The organism is Arthrobacter sp. MYb227 (assembly GCF_002975435.1).
In the GTDB taxonomy this organism is placed as follows: domain Bacteria; phylum Actinomycetota; class Actinomycetes; order Actinomycetales; family Micrococcaceae; genus Paeniglutamicibacter.
This window is the reverse complement of record NZ_PCPT01000010.1, coordinates 54479-69827: the sequence shown is the minus strand read 5'-3', so window position 1 is coordinate 69827 and position 15349 is coordinate 54479. Positions and strand designations below refer to the sequence as shown.

Sequence of the window (15349 nt, the reverse complement as noted above, 5' to 3'; positions counted from 1 at the left end):
TTTGCAAGTGATTGAAATCACTAGGGCTTCCTACTAATTTAGTTTGAGCGAGAGACCACGATGAGCAACACCGAAATGTTCCGCAGCGTACGCGATCGGCTCCTAGAACTACGCAACGACTACGGAACCGCTCGCAGTGAATTCGTCTGGCCACACTTCACCGAATTCAACTTTGCCTTCGATTGGTTTGATGCAGTTGCCGCCGATCCGCTCCGTGCTAACACCAACGCACTGGTCATCGCCGAAAAAGATGGATCCTCAACCCGGCGTAGCTGGGCCGAGCTTTCGAGCCGCTCAAGCCAACTCGCCAACTGGATGCAATCCATTGGGATGAAACGAGGCGAAAAGATGATCATCATGCTTGGAAACCGTGTAGAACTGTGGGAAATCATGCTCGCCGGGATCAAGGCCGGCATGGTCATGATTCCAACCACCACGCAAATGACAACACTTGACCTGCAGGACCGCGTACAGCGTGGTGGCGCCCGCTGGGTCTTTGCCGGGAGCGAAGACACCGGGAAGTTTTTGAATGTCACAGGCGATTACAAAATTATTCACGTAGATTCAGGGGCACCGGCGGAAGGCTTTAACTATTCCGACAGTAGGCTTGCTGCCGAAAAGTTCGTCCCGGAAGTTCCCACGCTCGCCGACGAGACCCTGTTGCTGTATTTCACCTCCGGGACCACCTCCAAGGCCAAACTTGTTGAGCACACTCATACTTCCTACCCGGTGGGGCACCTGAGCACCATGTTTTGGATTGGGTTAGAGCCCGGTGACGTGCATCTCAACGTCGCCTCGCCGGGATGGGCCAAGCATGCCTGGAGCAATTTCTTTGCCCCTTGGATTGCCGAGGCCACGGTGTTCCTTTACAACTACGACCGCTTTGATGCCAAGGCACTGATGGCCCAGATGGATGCCGAATCCGTCACCAGCTTTTGCGCACCACCAACCGTGTGGCGGCTGCTAATTCAGGCAGACTTAAGCGCGATTAAGAACCCGCCCGCGAAGTTGGTTTCCGCCGGAGAGCCACTGAACGCCGAGGTCATCGATCAGGTCAGCCGGGCCTGGGGGCAAACCATTCGGGACGGTTTCGGACAGACCGAAACCACTGTGCAAACTGCTAACCCACCGGGCCTGCCCATTAAAATCGGAGCCATGGGGCGGCCTATGCCCGGGTACGACGTGGTTCTTATTGACACCGCCACCGGAAAAGAAGGTAACGAGGGTGAGATTTGTTTGCGCCTTGACCCACGCCCCCTAGGGCTTTTGAAGTCATACTACGGGGATGAGGAAAAGACCACGGATGCTTTCCGTGACGGCTACTATCACACCGGGGATATGGCCAAGGCAGATGAAGCGGGAATTATTACCTATGTTGGTCGCGGGGATGATGTGTTTAAATCCAGTGACTACCGACTGAGCCCCTTTGAACTTGAATCGGTGCTCATTGAGCATCCCTCCGTGGCCGAGGCCGCGGTGGTCCCCTCCCCCGACGACCTCAGACTCTCCGTCCCCAAGGCCTTTGTGGTGACGGCCGATGGATATGAACCTTCAGCGGAATTGGCCGAAAGCATCCTAGGCTTTTGTCGCGAAAAGCTGGCTCCCTTTAAACGCATACGCCGACTCGAATTCGCCGAGCTGCCCAAGACTATTTCGGGAAAGATCCGCCGCGTAGAGCTACGGCGCAGCGAAGAATCCCGCCAAACCGATGGACATGGTCCGCAGGGCGGCGGAATTGAGTATTCGGATACCGATTTTCCGTCACTAAAATCCTAGCCAGGACGTGTTCTGAGTAAACTTGGGCAGCACCTTGACCATCTTTGGAAGGAAAACGATGAGCCAGCCGTTACCGCGCGATCCAATTCTTGAGGCCCAGCACAATTGGGAGCGTCACGGCTGGGGGGACGTTGCCGAGCCCATGGCAGCAATCACCGCACTGATGCGCACGCAGCAAATTATTTTGCAACGGGCCGAGGGAGTTCTCAAACCTTTTGGGCTTACCTTTGCCCGCTACGAAATGCTGGCCCTGCTCAGCTTTGCTCGCGATGGAAAACTAGCAATGAATAAGGCAAGTGCCCTGCTACAGGTTCACGCAACATCTGTGACAAATGCCGTGGATCGACTCGAAAAAGCGGGACTTGTGGCACGAGACAAGCACCCAACCGATAAACGAACCACGCTGATTGCCATCTCACAGAAGGGCCGTGACTTGGCAGCCGATGCCACCGAGGAATTGAACAAGAGCATCTTCTCCGAGTCAGGGTTTTCGGATCGAGATATCAGCACGCTCATCCGCATCTTTGCAAAATTCCGCAAGGATGCCGGCGATTTCAGCGCACCCGAGCACGCCGCCAACACGTAACGTCAAGCGTTGCACGTCCCCGCGGGCAAAACCAGAATAGCCGGCTTGACTTGCAGTTACAAAAACCGATGAGCTAACCCGACGCGCCGAGGAATGTCACATTGAGCATTTTTAGTGACTACCCTCACATACTTTTACATAGGACATCCCACATCATATGTCCTGTTTGAATCAGCCCGAGATGATTCGTTTGTGAAAGGAACTCACCCCTTGATAAGCCCTCCCCCGCAGACCCCACGTATACGCAGGAAAGCCACCTGGCTTGGTTCTCTTGCGGCCCTGAGTCTCGTCCTGCCGGCAACCACTGCCGGAGCCGCCTTTGCCGCTACCTCCTTCCCCGGAGCGGATCCCACCAGTGGGCCGGGCGTTTTTAGCGAAGAAAACATCGCCGCCGACCGCACTGACAACAACTGGTTCTACCGAATCCCGGCCCTGGCTCATTTGGGCGAAGGGGTGGTCCTGGCTTCCTGGGACGCGCGTCCAGGCAGTGCGGCAGACGCACCAAACCCCAACACCATCGTCCAACGCCGCTCAACCGACAACGGCAAGACCTGGGGCGCACTGACCACCGTCGCAGCCGGACACGCCGCCGATGCAAGTGGCCCCAAATATGGCTACTCCGATCCCAGCTACGTGGTTGATGCCGAGTCCGGCAAGGTCTTTAACTTCTTCGTCTACTCCAAGGACCAAGGTTTCCACGGCAGCGCGTTTGGCAACGACGACACTGACCGATCGATCATTAGCGCAGCTGTCGTTGAATCCACCGATGGGGGTCTCACTTGGAGCAATCCGCGCCTGATCACCGATGTGGTCAAGCCGGGCGCGGATCGCACCCCGGAAGCCGGGGATGTGCGCAGCATGTTCGCCACCTCCGGTGAAGGCATTCAGCTCAAGCGCGGCGAATACAAGGGCCGTCTCATTCAGCAGTATGCAGGAGATGTGCAGCAGGCCAATGGCTCGCGAACCATCCAGTCCTACTCGGTCTACTCCGATGACCAGGGTGCCACCTGGCAGCGCGGCGAATTTGTCGGTACGTCAATGGACGAAAACAAGGTTGTTGAGCTCTCCGACGGACGAGTCATGCTCAACTCACGAGACTCGGGCAACGGCGGATACCGCAAGATAGCCATCTCGACCGATGGCGGGCACAGCTATTCTGCGGTCAAGCAGGATAAGAATCTGCCCGATCCGACCAACAACGCTCACATCACTCAGATGTTCCCGGGCGCAGCGGCGGGCAGCAAGGACGCCAAGAAGCTGCTGTATACCGGTGCCAATTCACAGACCGGACGACAGAATGTCTCGGCCCGCGTCTCCTGCGATGATGGGACAACTTGGCCGGGCCTGCGCACCATTCGTCACGGATTCTCGGCGTACTCTTCGGCAACGGCACTTGAGGATGGACTCTTCGGCGTGCTCTACGAGGGCAACTACACCGATTCGATGCCCTTCGCATCCTTCGATGAAGAGTGGATCAACTACATCTGTGCCCCACAAGCCGCCCAAGATTTCCAGGCAGATGCGGGTACCAAGCACAAACTTCCGGTGACCATCACCAACCAAGAAGCAACCACCATCGTGGGCTCCTTGAAGCTCACCGAGGACAAGCGATTCTCTTCCAACACCGTTGAAATCGCCGAGCTGGATCCCGGCGAATCTCGCACCGTAGAACTCGAGGTCAAGGTTCCGGCCACGGCCAATGGTAGTTACCTGCTGCAGACGGTCTTCACCGCTTCGAACGGCACCGAAGCGCAGAGCAACGTGCGCGCAACCGTAGCCGGTAAGGAGGTCACGGGACTTGAGATCGAAGGCTTCCGTGCAAATACCGACCGGGATCTAACCGTTAATCCATACACCGTGGGCGAAAAGGTTCCGTACTCTTTCAAGGTCACCAGCGCCTCGAATATTGCCCAGTGGGTAGTTCCAACCGAGGGCAACTTCGCCCCGTTCGCTGCCAAGCCGGTGGGTGAGGCAAGCCCTGCGGGCAACTGCCGCTTTGGCAACCTCGCCGCGGAAACCTCCTACACCTGTACCACCCCGCGCCACATGGTGAGCTCGGAAGAGCTTGCCGACGGTTTCTTTACCCCGCTAACCAAGTGGACTGCCGGACGTATTGGCGCCAACTACGAGGTTGTAAATAGCTACGAAATTACCGGCCACGAAGTTGATGTCCTGGCCCGTGCACCCAAGATGGAAGCCAACGCCGCGACCTCAACTTTCAACGATGTTGATGCCGATGGTTTTGCCACGGTAGGAGACCTCGTCAGCACCAGCGTGACCCTGAAAAACTCAGGCAACGTCAGATTGACCAATATCTCCCATGATTCCCGGGCTCTCGGCGAATTGGTCTCCGGTGCCACCACCGAATACACGGTAAAGCACACGCTCACTGCGCAGGATATTGCTTCCGGCAAACTCGCCGAACGCACTCTAGCTTTCACCGCCAGCAACGGTGCCACCACCGTGAACAGCTCGGTGCTTGTCAATGAGTTCGCCCTAGAGATCGCACCCGAAGATACGGCCACCAAAGCCCCGGCCAAGGCCGTACTTTCACACAACAATGATGCCGACATGGGTCTTGCCGATGGCGACTACTCGGTGACAATCAACTTGCTCTCCGGCAGCAATGCCAGCAGCTTTACGCTCTATGAAAATGATGTCAAGATTGCCACCGAGAAGCTGCTAGCCAACACTCCAGCTGCGCAGCAGGGCGTGGTTCAGGTGACCGGAAAACCCAATGGCACCTATCGTTACCGCGCGGAACTGACAAATAGTGCTGGGACTACCAAAACCGCAACCATGGTCGTCAAAGTCAAGGACGCCAACCCTGCAGCACCCACACTGAGCGTGGAAGGCAAGAAGTTCGCTTCGGACTACACGATAAATACGAATCTCGGGTGGGGTACCAATGCCACCGGATACACCCTGTATGAAAACGGTGTGGTGGTTGACGAGCAGGAACTAGCGGCAGCCACCCCGTCAGCGCAGCAGGCAAGCACAACGTTTACCAACAAATCACCAGGTACGTACAAGTACACGGTTGTTTTGAGCAACGAAATCGGTGTCACCGAATCCAAGCAATTGGTACACCGGGTTAAATAGTTTTTAACCAAAAACTGTGATCGCTGACCATTAAAACCAGGGGGGCTCTTGGCAGGAAAATATCCTGTCAAGAGCCCCCCTGGTGTGTCAAGAGCTTCGTTCGACACCATTGAGTAGTGGTTGGACGATGCGAGCGATCTCGGCTTCAGGCAGTGGTTCTAGCCTCACGCGAAGGCCAAGTGCCGCAGCAATCTCGGTCAGCGTTCCAAGTGTTGGATTCATGGATTTCCCGGAAAAGAACCGTCTAATAGTTGCCGGATTAGCATCAATCACCCGGGCGATATCAGCCTTGCTCATCCCCGAGGTTTCTCGTGCCTCATCCAACGCTGTCATCGCTTCTTCGATGGTGGTTTGCTTGACCGACTCAAGAATATATTTTCTATATGCCGCGGACTCCTTGAATTCCTCGGCCAACCCATCCCACAATGCGGCTGGTGCACCCATTAGATCTTTCCGCCTAAGACTCACAATACGTAACTTTTACGTTACGCACTGTGCTTGCTCTTGGAAAGCAGACCCACCCATGAAAGCTCTAAACTCCAGCCATTTCCACTGCGCCAAGGACGCCATCACGCATTGTTGCCACCGAATCAGTAAGCGCAAGGAATTCAGTATCGTGGGTAACCATCACCGTAGCAACCGAAAATTCCTTGGTGACCTGTGCCAACAAACGCACGATTGACGCACTACGTTCATGGTCAAGAGCTGCAGTTGGCTCATCAACCAAAAGCACCTTGGGCTGTCCCATGAGCGCCCGAGCAATGTTCACGCGTTGACGCTGGCCACCGGAGAGCTGATGCGGACGCTTACGTGCGCTTTCTGCCAACCCGACAATTTCCAACAACTCAAGTGCCCGCTTTTTCGCGGCCTTCAAAGGCTTGCCACGCAGGTGATCGGAGATCATCAGCTGTTCAACAGCGGTAAGCGATGCCAAAAGGTTTGGCTGCTGGAAAATGATTCCAACCGTTTCACGGCGCAAGGTTGTCATTTCGGTGTCATTCAAATCGCTAGCGGTAGTTCCATCGATCATCACCAAGCCCTGGGTGGGGCGCACCAGCGTTGCGGCAACCGCAAGCAATGATGACTTACCCGAGCCCGAAGGCCCAATCAGGGAGAGCATCTCCCCTGCGGCAACCCGCAAGTTCACTGAGTCCAGAGCCTTGATAGTTCCCTGACCGTCCGGGTATTCAAGGGTTACATCAAGCAGGCTCAACGGTGCGGTTGCTGGGGCATTGGCTTCAAAGGGTGAATTCATGGCTAACCGAGGGGTCCTTTCGGGGACGGGTGATTCTAGAAAGTAGCTTGGAGGGTTTTCCGCAAAACGGGTGAGCTAGTTGCCGCCGAGAGCAATCAGCGCATCAACCTTGGTCACTCGGGAGACGGCGAGCGCTGCACCGGCTAGGCCGAGGGCCACGACTCCGATAATTGGCAGGATAGTCGTTGCCGGGGACAGCATAAATGGTGCTGCCTTGGCGGCGAAGGATCCGCCGAGGATTCCGATGCCACCACCGATTCCGGCACCTACAAGCAAGACGATTCCGGCCTGCGTAATGGCATCTTTCAGGACGTACTTGCCCGAGCCGCCCAGGGCCTTGAGCACCGCAATGTCGCGGGTGCGCTGAACCGTCCACACGGTGAGGAAAGCGACGATCACAAGGGCCGAGATTCCGTAGAGGAACGCCTGCATCATCATCAGTGATCCGTTTTCGCTCTTGTAGGAGGAAAGTGCGGCAAATGCTCCGGTGCGAGTTGTATCTAGGGTGTTTGCAGCGGTGTTTGCTGCCTGGGTATCAACCGTGGCACCTGGCTGATTGGTGATGGCAATAATGGAACCAACCTGAGTAGTTTCGCCCAGGTGGGCTAGCTTGGCCCAGGAGCCCAGTGAAGTGTAAGCAACCGAGGTGTGTGAGTACCAAGCATCCGGTGCGATTCCGCCGACGGTGAGGTCAACACCTGCCAGCGATACGGTATCGCCCTTGCTCAGGGACAGGTCCTTGGCCACCGATTCACCAACAACTACCGTGCCATCGGCAACCGGGATTGGAGACAGGCCGCTGCCTGCGGGGATACCGAAGACCGCAACGTTTGTGGTTCCGGTGCTGGTTTCGGCGCCGGCTGCGCTGCCCTGCATACGGGTCTGGTTAATGCCGATGGCTTCCGCGCTTTCGACGCCCGGCTGACTTTTCCAGGCTTCAACCTGCGCATTGGTCACCTGGCTTTCGGTGAAGGAAACCTTTGGATCATTTCCTGGTGCCGCGCCGAAGGCCACGGTATCCACCAAGCGGGTTTCGGTGCCGAGGTTTTTCAGTGCCGAGGTCGATTGGTCGGCAAGTCCTGCGGTAAGTCCGGAGAGCATGACAAGGAGCAAGGTGATGAGGGCTACGACGCCACCCATGAGCGCGAAACGGCCCTTGGCAAAGCGGAGGTCACGGATGGCTAGAAACACGTGGAGGGTTTCACTTTCGTTGGAGATTCCGGGGCGGAACTCGCGGCACCTGCCCCCTTCTTATCTCCAATCCTCTAATTCTTAGCACTGACGCACATCGACCATTCGGTTGATTAGTGGTTGTTGGGCTTACTCACTCATGGTGCCACTTACCCAGGCAATGTAGCGATGCAGTGTGCGTTCAACGATTGTGTGGGCCTCGGATTCCAGGACCCCAAAGGCACTGTACATTCGGGAAAATTCCAGCGGGCCTATGATGCTCAGGAGCCGTTCAATGGTGCTGGCCGGAAGTGGGATGTTGTTGACATAGCTACGCATGGCGTTTGCCGAATTCCTGTCCCCACCCACCGCGATGGTGTCCCCGGTGATTAATACTCCGGTGTCTTTGTACCCCGCTGGCCAATGCACCACCGAACTGCCGGCAAAGTGGCCGCCGCATTGGTACATGATGAGCCCCGGAAGTAATTCCACGCACTCTTCCCAGAGTTTGATCACCGGATCGGGACGTCGGATCCATTGTTTATCGGCGGCGGCAACGTAAACGGGCACATGCCCAAAACGGTGGCTGTATTGAATTGAGGATCCCGTGAGGTGCGGATGGCTCGAGGCAATGGTGGCGACGCCACCTAACTCTTCGATGCGTGTGGCACCCGCAGCATCAATAAAGCCCGGTGGTTCAAAGAGCAGATTTCCTTCCGCGGTGCATACCAACAGTCCGCGCTGGCCAATGCCCAAACGTGGAAGGGTGCTCACCGCATGCAGCCCAGGTTCTAATTCGGTGATGACGAGTTTGTAGCCTTGGGCTTCAAGTTCATCCCGGGTGGTCCATGCTTGGCCCGAGGCCGGAACCCATTGGCGTTCATCGGTACAAATTTCACAACGTAGAGGAGGGCGAAAAGTATCTTGATGTTCGATCCCACAGGTTAAACACGTGAAGATTGTCATCGGCGAGCTCCCCCCCTCCCCCAATATGACTATTGCCCGGTCCTAGCCTTGTGAAGAGTCCCTGATATTGCTGATGATTCCAGAAAAATCTCGTCCGGCTCCTCCCTCATCGGAGAATTTCCGGTAAATCTCGGCCGCAAGGGGACCTAGTTGGGCGGCAACTCCCTCATGTTCAAGAGCGTTCAGCGCCAGACCCAGATCTTTGGCCATCAGGGCGCCGGCGAAGCCGGGCGTGTAGTCACGGTTGGCCGGGGAAGCCGGGACCGGGCCGGGAACCGGGCAGTTAGTGGTGACCGACCAGCATTGGCCCGAGGCGGTTGAGATGACATCGAAGAGCGCTTGGTGGGTCAGGCCCAATTTTTCGCCGAGCACGAAGGCTTCGGCGGCACCGATCATTGAGATGCCCAAGAGCATGTTGTTACAAATTTTTGCTGCCTGTCCGGCACCATGCCCACCACAATGCACAAGCTTTTTGCCCATGACTTCCAGCAGCGGAGTGATCTGTGCAAGATCCGCGGCTGCGGCACCGATCATGAATGTCAAGGTTCCCGCTTCGGCACCCACCACACCGCCGGATACCGGTGCATCGGCCGAACGGTGGCCCGCTTCAAGAGCAATCCGTGCTGCCTCCCGGGCTTGGGCAACATCGATGGTTGAGCAGTCCAGGAATAGAGTATTTTCAGCTGCACTTTCCAACAGACCCGGCTCCCCGACACCACGGTAGGCATCGAGCAAAATGGCCCCGGAGGGGAACATCGTCAAGACGATTGACGCACTATCGGCTGCCTCAAGTGCATTTTTTGCGCAGGGAACTCCTGCTCGTCTTGCGGCTTCAACCGCGGCAGGAAGCACATCAAAGCCAATCACATCGAAGCCCGCCTTGATGAGGTTCACCGCCATGGGTTCGCCCATGTGCCCCAGACCGAGGAAGGCAATGCGCCCGGTGTTCTCCGGTGATGTTTCTGTCATGGTGTCCTCAACTTTCAATAGTTTGCGTCACGCTTGAGCTTGGGGTTAGGCGTAGTTCGTGTTCACCGAGTGGTGCAAAGAACGCTGCCACCGATTCTGGCGTCACATCGTGAAGTGTTGCGGGATTCCAGACGGGGGCATAGTCCTTGTCAATGACTTGGGCGCGGATTCCTTCGGGGAAATCGTCTGATTCTAGGAAGCGCAGCCCCACCCGGTACTCCTGTTCGAGTACGGCTTCAAGGGATTCAAGGTTGCCGGCGCGATGCAATGATTCGAGCGTCACCGCCAGGGCCGTCGGAGATTTCTTGGCAAGTGTTTCAATGGTTTTTTGTGCTTGGCCGTTTCCGGAAAGCCCAAATTCGTGGAGTGTGGCAATGATCTCGAGCACCGTTGGCCGAGCGTATGCCACATCGATCCATTCGGCCCACGTTTCAAGGTTTGCCACGGGTTGTGGAAGTACAAATCGTGGAAGGACTTGCTCCACCGGGTGATCTTGAAGCCTTTCAAGCAGCTGGGGAAACCGTGCAGAATCAACGAGGTAGTCGGCTAGGCCTAGGTAGATGGCTTCCGCGCCGCCCAAATGATCACCCGTTAGCGCTGCATGGATTCCGCTATGTCCCGGGGAACGTGAAAGAAGGTAGGTTCCGCCCACGTCGGGGCAGAACCCAAGGGTGGTTTCAGGCATGCCGCTGCGTGTGCGTTCGGTGACGATCCGGTGGCTTCCGTGAGCCGAAATTCCTACCCCACCACCGAGCACCAACCCATCCATGTACGCAATATACGGTTTGGGGTAGGAATTGATCAGCGCGTTGAGCCGGTATTCGGTGTCCCAGAAATCCGCTGTTTGTCTCCCGCCGGCGCTGATATCACGGTGAATAGCCACGATGTCCCCACCAGCGCACAACCCACGATCCCCTGCACCATGCACCAGGACCTGGGCTATTGCCGGGTCACTCGCCCACGTGGTCAATGTCTGAAGCATTGCATCGACCATGGAACCGGTGAGCGCATTGACCGCACGGGGACGGTTTAATGTCACCAGCCCCAGGGTTCCCCGGACCTCAAAGAGAATTTCGGATTCGCTCATGAGCACGTTTTAGCTCCCCGCCGGCATGATGAAACTTGCGCCCTCACGGATACCCGAAGGCCAACGGGTGGTGACGGTTTTGGTCTTGGTGTAGAAACGGAATCCGTCGGCACCATGCTGGTTTAGATCACCAAACCCCGAGGCCTTCCAGCCGCCAAAGGTGTAATAGGCAATCGGGACCGGGATGGGGACATTGACCCCAACCATGCCCACCTGCACACGGGAGGAAAAGTTTCGGGCGGTGTCTCCGTCACGGGTGAAGATCGAGACGCCATTGCCGAATTCGTGTTCCGAAGGCAAACGGAGCGCTTCTTCATAGTCTTTGGCGCGCAACACACAGAGCACCGGACCAAAGATCTCTTCTTTATAGATCTTCATGTTTTCGGTGACACGGTCAAAGAGTGTGGGTCCCACCCAGAACCCTCCCTCATGTCCAGGAACTTCCAATCCACGACCATCAACCAGGAGCTCGGCTCCCTCATCAATGCCTGCTTGGATGTAGTTTTCGATGCGTTCCTTAGCGCTTTGAGCGACTACCGGACCAAAATCGGTGTTCTCATCCATGCCGTCGCCGATCTTGAGGCGGCCAATGCGTTCAACAAGCTTGGCGACTAAGGCATCGGCAGTTGCCTCGCCCACGGGGATGGCAACGGAGATCGCCATGCAGCGTTCTCCTGCCGAACCATATCCGGCACCCATGAGTGCGTCTGCAACCATGTCCATGTCGGCATCGGGCATGATGACCAGATGGTTTTTGGCACCGCCAAAGCATTGGGCGCGTTTTCCATGTGCTGCCGCGGCGGCATAGATGCTTTGGGCGATGGGGGTCGAGCCGACAAACCCGATGGCCTTGACGCGCGGATCCTCGATTAATGCGTCGACGGTTTCCTTATCTCCGTTGATGACGTTGAAGATTCCGTCGGGGAGTCCCGCTTCGGTGAACAATTCGGCTAAACGCAAGGGAACCGAGGGGTCCCGCTCGGAGGGCTTAAGGATGTAGGCGTTGCCGGAGGCAATCGCCGGGCCGGCCTTCCACAGCGGGATCATTGCTGGGAAATTGAACGGGGTAATGCCTGCGACAACGCCGAGTGGCTGCCGCATGGAGTGCACATCAATGCCTGCACCCGCGCTATCTGAAAATTCGCCCTTGAGCATGTGCGGGGCCGCGACACAGAATTCAATAACTTCGAGCCCGCGCTGAATGTCTCCCTTGGAATCGGGGAAGGTTTTGCCGTGTTCGCTGGTCAGCAGCGCCGCAAGTTCGTCCATATTCTCGTATACAAGGGACACGAATTTGTTCAGAATCCGCGCCCGACGTTGTGGATTAGTTGTGCCCCAGGCTTCCTGCGCGGATTGCGCAACGGCAATTGCAGCGCGCACTTCTTGGCCCGAGGCAAGCGGAAGTTTTGCTTGGACAACACCAGTCGAGGGATTGAAAACATCAGAGAATCGTTGGGAAGTTCCCGCTATGTGGGTGCCACCCACGTAATGAGTAAGTTCACGTGTCATGAGATTGTTGCTCCTTCGCAAAACATTTCCGCACGGCCACACCCTAGTGACGCACACCACTCGACACTCCAAAATATACTCGGACTTCCTACTAAATTGCTAGGGATAAGCGACAGGGTTATCCCTAGCTGCTCGGCACCAAGCGACAACCAATGTTGAGCAGCTGCCTAATTCACCGCCAAGGGGAATTCATCGCGCCAACCTGACCACCGCAGCCATAGTTGATAGGTTGGGAGCGTGAAGATTGCTACTTGGAACGTAAACTCCCTTCGTGCCCGCGCCGACCGCGTCGAAGACTGGCTCCGCCGCTCCGACGTTGATGTTCTGGCCATCCAGGAAACCAAATGCAAGGATGAGAACTTTCCGTGGGAATTGTTTGAAAACAATGATTACGAAGTTGCGCACTTTGGGTTCAGCCAATGGAATGGTGTTGCCATCGCTTCCCGCGTGGGACTTGAAGATGTGGAACGTACCTTCATCGACCAGCCAGCCTTCGGCAAGGGTGGGGTAGACCCGGTTCAGGAAGCTCGTGCCATCGGAGCAACCTGTGGCGGTGTGCGCATTTGGAGCCTCTACGTACCCAATGGGCGCGCACGCGAGGATGAACACATGCCATACAAGCTTTCATGGCTCGAAAACCTTAACAAGCAGGCCGGGGACTGGATCACTAAGAACCCCGAGGCGCAGGTGGCGCTAATGGGTGATTTCAATATCGCCCCACGTGATGAGGATGTCTGGGACATTGATTTCTTCACCGAGAACAACATGACGCACGTTTCGGCACCGGAGCGCGCGGCGTTTGAGGCATTCCTGGAAACCGGGTTCATCGATGTGGTTCGTCCTTACACGGACACTCCCAAGACCTACACCTATTGGGACTACACCCAGCTACGCTTCCCCAAAAATGAGGGAATGCGCATCGACTTCACTCTGGCTTCTCCCGCGCTTGCCGCCCGTGTGATCGGCGCGGAAATTGACCGTGAAGAACGCAAGGGCAAGGGCGCATCCGACCACACTCCAGTCATCGTGGAACTCGGCTAAATCATGCAACGGGCCAATCAGGGCAGCCGGCGGGCTCTCCCGCCGACGTCCTACTTGCGCGTCTATGAACCGCTAAGTGCATTCTCGGACGCCGATCAGGTACTGATCACCAGTACCAAGTCGGCCGACCGGGAGGCCCTCGAAGAATCGGTTGCTGCCGCCGCGGTTCAGCGATTGACCCGACAGCTCTCGGATCCGTTCCCTCATCAACACCAAGAAACATTCCGCAAACTGGTGATCACCGGCTGGGATGGGGCAACCCATACGCTGTACTGTCCGGACCAATTGGCAACCCGGGCAATTCTTGCCTCGGAACAGCTCGATGGTTCAATGCGGCCCCAGTTACTAGAACTATTGGTTCCCAGCGCCGCACGAGCCGCAAACGCATTACGTGTCAATGAGGTTCGTTTTGCCGAGGACATCGCTCATCTACATACCAGGACCGCTACCTGGGGTATTCCCTTTGGCTGGTTCGTCCTAGTACATGAAGACGATGAATTCGAGCTCATCGAAGACGACGAAGAGCTTCTCTCCACACGCATCTACACGCCCCTGACCCAGGCCTTGGATAGGGCACGTTACGCTGCGGCGACCTTGGCGATCCATGCCCCGGAAATGGATCTGCTCGATGAACTGACTGCGTTGAGTGAATGGCTATTGCTCTTTGACAAGGATTCGGTGCTCGAACTCGATTACGGGCGCATCGCTTCCCTAGTATGGCCCGATGATTCGCCGCATGATCTGCGCATGGGCATAGAGTCCCTCTCCGAGGCCGATATGACGGGTGCCGCCGCGGCTTATCGTCGACTATCGAGCCGTTGGCTTGCCGTTCGTCAGTTGGCCCGCGCAAACTAAGAACCCAGCATTGATAGGCTCAACGTGTGTCATTGATTCCAGCAGCCTTACTCTTTGCCCTGTATTTTTACTTGCGCCACAAGGATCGGAGGATGCTCCGCAACGGGGTGGTATTGGTTGGCGCCGTCTACTTCGCGGTGCTTGCCCTCAGTGAGTTGCTGACTCGCTGGATTCCCGGGTTCTCTTTGCTTGTAGTACTCATCATGGCCCTTGTTCCACTGGCAATTTTGGTATTGGCAGCAGCATTAATCCATAACGGAGTGGTCATGATGCGTTCGGAGGGACGTTCACTGGGCAACCTTTTATCGCTCATCCTTGGTGTGCTACTTCTGGTATTACCAGTTCTTGCGGTGCTCTTAGTACTGACCCTAAATGCATGGGCCATTGGGTTGGCGGCATTACTGTTCTTCCTCTGTAGCTATTTCGGCGTGGTGTTCGTTGTCTTTCTTTCCTATGCGGTTGCCTATGGCCGGATGGCTTCACGAGTCAAACCAGCCGGCATTGTGGTGCTCGGCTCCAGGCTCATCCATGGGCAGGTACCCCCACTGCTGCGTAGCCGGCTCGATAAAGCCGTGGAAATCTACGAACAGACAACCCCAAGACCAATACTGATACCTTCCGGCGGGCAAGGCCTTGATGAATCACGTGCCGAAGGTACTGCCATGGCCGAATATCTATTCACTGCTGGAGTGCCTTCGGACGATGTACTCATCGAAGACAAGGCGATAAACACCGAAGAAAACCTCAAGCTTGCTTCCCTGATGTTTTCGGCTTCGGGTCACAGTGGTGCATTGGTAGCTGTAACAAATAATTATCATGTCCTGCGGGCCGCTCTATTGGCCCGCAGTCTCAAGTTGGATGCGGAGGTGGTTGGTGCACCAACTGCCAAATATTATCTGCCCAGTGCATTTTTAAGGGAATTTGCCGCAGTATTAGTCGAGCACAAGTGGCTACACCTGCTTCTGTGTCTCCCCTTCATTGCTCTTACCGCGTTGCTCGTCATGGCGGTTTTGGCACAGCAGTAAAATACTCT

General features: G+C 56.3%; 13 protein-coding genes. 6 read left to right on the top strand and 7 right to left on the bottom strand.

What is annotated here, in order from left to right; genetic code table 11:
* Nucleotides 1-60: 60 nt before the first annotated feature.
* From CQ018_RS16105 to CQ018_RS16095, 3 genes are all read left to right on the top strand, one after another.
* On the top strand, nt 61-1776 hold the full coding sequence (locus CQ018_RS16105; RefSeq protein ID WP_105551038.1) for an AMP-binding protein: 1716 nt from the start codon (nt 61-63) through the stop codon (nt 1774-1776).
* A 58-nt stretch (nt 1777-1834) separates the two neighbouring features.
* The gene (locus CQ018_RS16100; RefSeq protein WP_105551037.1) at nt 1835-2362 is read left to right on the top strand and encodes a MarR family winged helix-turn-helix transcriptional regulator; all 528 of its coding nucleotides are present in this window, start codon (nt 1835-1837) and stop codon (nt 2360-2362) included.
* A 210-nt stretch (nt 2363-2572) separates the two neighbouring features.
* Nucleotides 2573-5464, top strand: a complete 2892-nt coding sequence (locus tag CQ018_RS16095; RefSeq protein WP_181149928.1) for an exo-alpha-sialidase — start codon at nt 2573-2575, stop codon at nt 5462-5464.
* A gap of 87 nt (nt 5465-5551) precedes the next feature.
* On the opposite strand, the gene CQ018_RS16090 is transcribed toward CQ018_RS16095, so the two are convergent.
* From CQ018_RS16090 to CQ018_RS16060, 7 genes are all read right to left on the bottom strand, one after another.
* Entirely contained in the window at nt 5552-5908 is a 357-nt protein-coding gene (locus CQ018_RS16090; RefSeq protein ID WP_105551035.1) for a helix-turn-helix transcriptional regulator, read from the bottom strand.
* Between the two features lie 88 nt (nt 5909-5996).
* Nucleotides 5997-6719: an ABC transporter ATP-binding protein gene (locus tag CQ018_RS16085; protein WP_105551034.1), complete on the bottom strand. Its 723-nt coding sequence runs from the start codon at nt 6717-6719 to the stop codon at nt 5997-5999.
* A 75-nt stretch (nt 6720-6794) separates the two neighbouring features.
* Nucleotides 6795-7910 (bottom strand): ABC transporter permease, encoded by a 1116-nt coding sequence (locus CQ018_RS16080; RefSeq protein ID WP_105551033.1) that lies wholly within the window; start codon nt 7908-7910, stop codon nt 6795-6797.
* A 129-nt stretch (nt 7911-8039) separates the two neighbouring features.
* On the bottom strand, nt 8040-8855 hold the full coding sequence (locus CQ018_RS16075) for a hydrolase (RefSeq protein ID WP_105551032.1): 816 nt from the start codon (nt 8853-8855) through the stop codon (nt 8040-8042).
* A gap of 42 nt (nt 8856-8897) precedes the next feature.
* Nucleotides 8898-9824, bottom strand: coding sequence for a 3-hydroxyisobutyrate dehydrogenase (mmsB, locus tag CQ018_RS16070; RefSeq protein WP_105551031.1), 927 nt, complete (start codon nt 9822-9824; stop codon nt 8898-8900).
* A 7-nt stretch (nt 9825-9831) separates the two neighbouring features.
* Complete coding sequence (locus CQ018_RS16065; protein WP_105551080.1) at nt 9832-10911, bottom strand: enoyl-CoA hydratase/isomerase family protein; 1080 nt, start codon at nt 10909-10911, stop codon at nt 9832-9834.
* A 9-nt stretch (nt 10912-10920) separates the two neighbouring features.
* A complete protein-coding gene (locus CQ018_RS16060; RefSeq protein ID WP_105551030.1) occupies nt 10921-12420 on the bottom strand; it encodes a CoA-acylating methylmalonate-semialdehyde dehydrogenase in 1500 nt (499 codons plus the stop codon).
* Between the two features lie 237 nt (nt 12421-12657).
* On the opposite strand from CQ018_RS16060, the gene CQ018_RS16055 reads away from it, so the two are divergent.
* From CQ018_RS16055 to CQ018_RS16045, 3 genes are read left to right on the top strand one after another with little or no spacing between them, the layout of a single operon-like run.
* Entirely contained in the window at nt 12658-13461 is an 804-nt protein-coding gene (locus CQ018_RS16055; protein WP_105551029.1) for an exodeoxyribonuclease III, read from the top strand.
* Nucleotides 13462-13464: 3 nt separating this feature from the next.
* On the top strand, nt 13465-14316 hold the full coding sequence (locus CQ018_RS16050; RefSeq protein WP_105551028.1) for a hypothetical protein: 852 nt from the start codon (nt 13465-13467) through the stop codon (nt 14314-14316).
* 26 nt (nt 14317-14342) lie between these two features.
* Nucleotides 14343-15341, top strand: coding sequence for a YdcF family protein (locus CQ018_RS16045; protein WP_105551027.1), 999 nt, complete (start codon nt 14343-14345; stop codon nt 15339-15341).
* Nucleotides 15342-15349 lie beyond the last annotated feature (8 nt).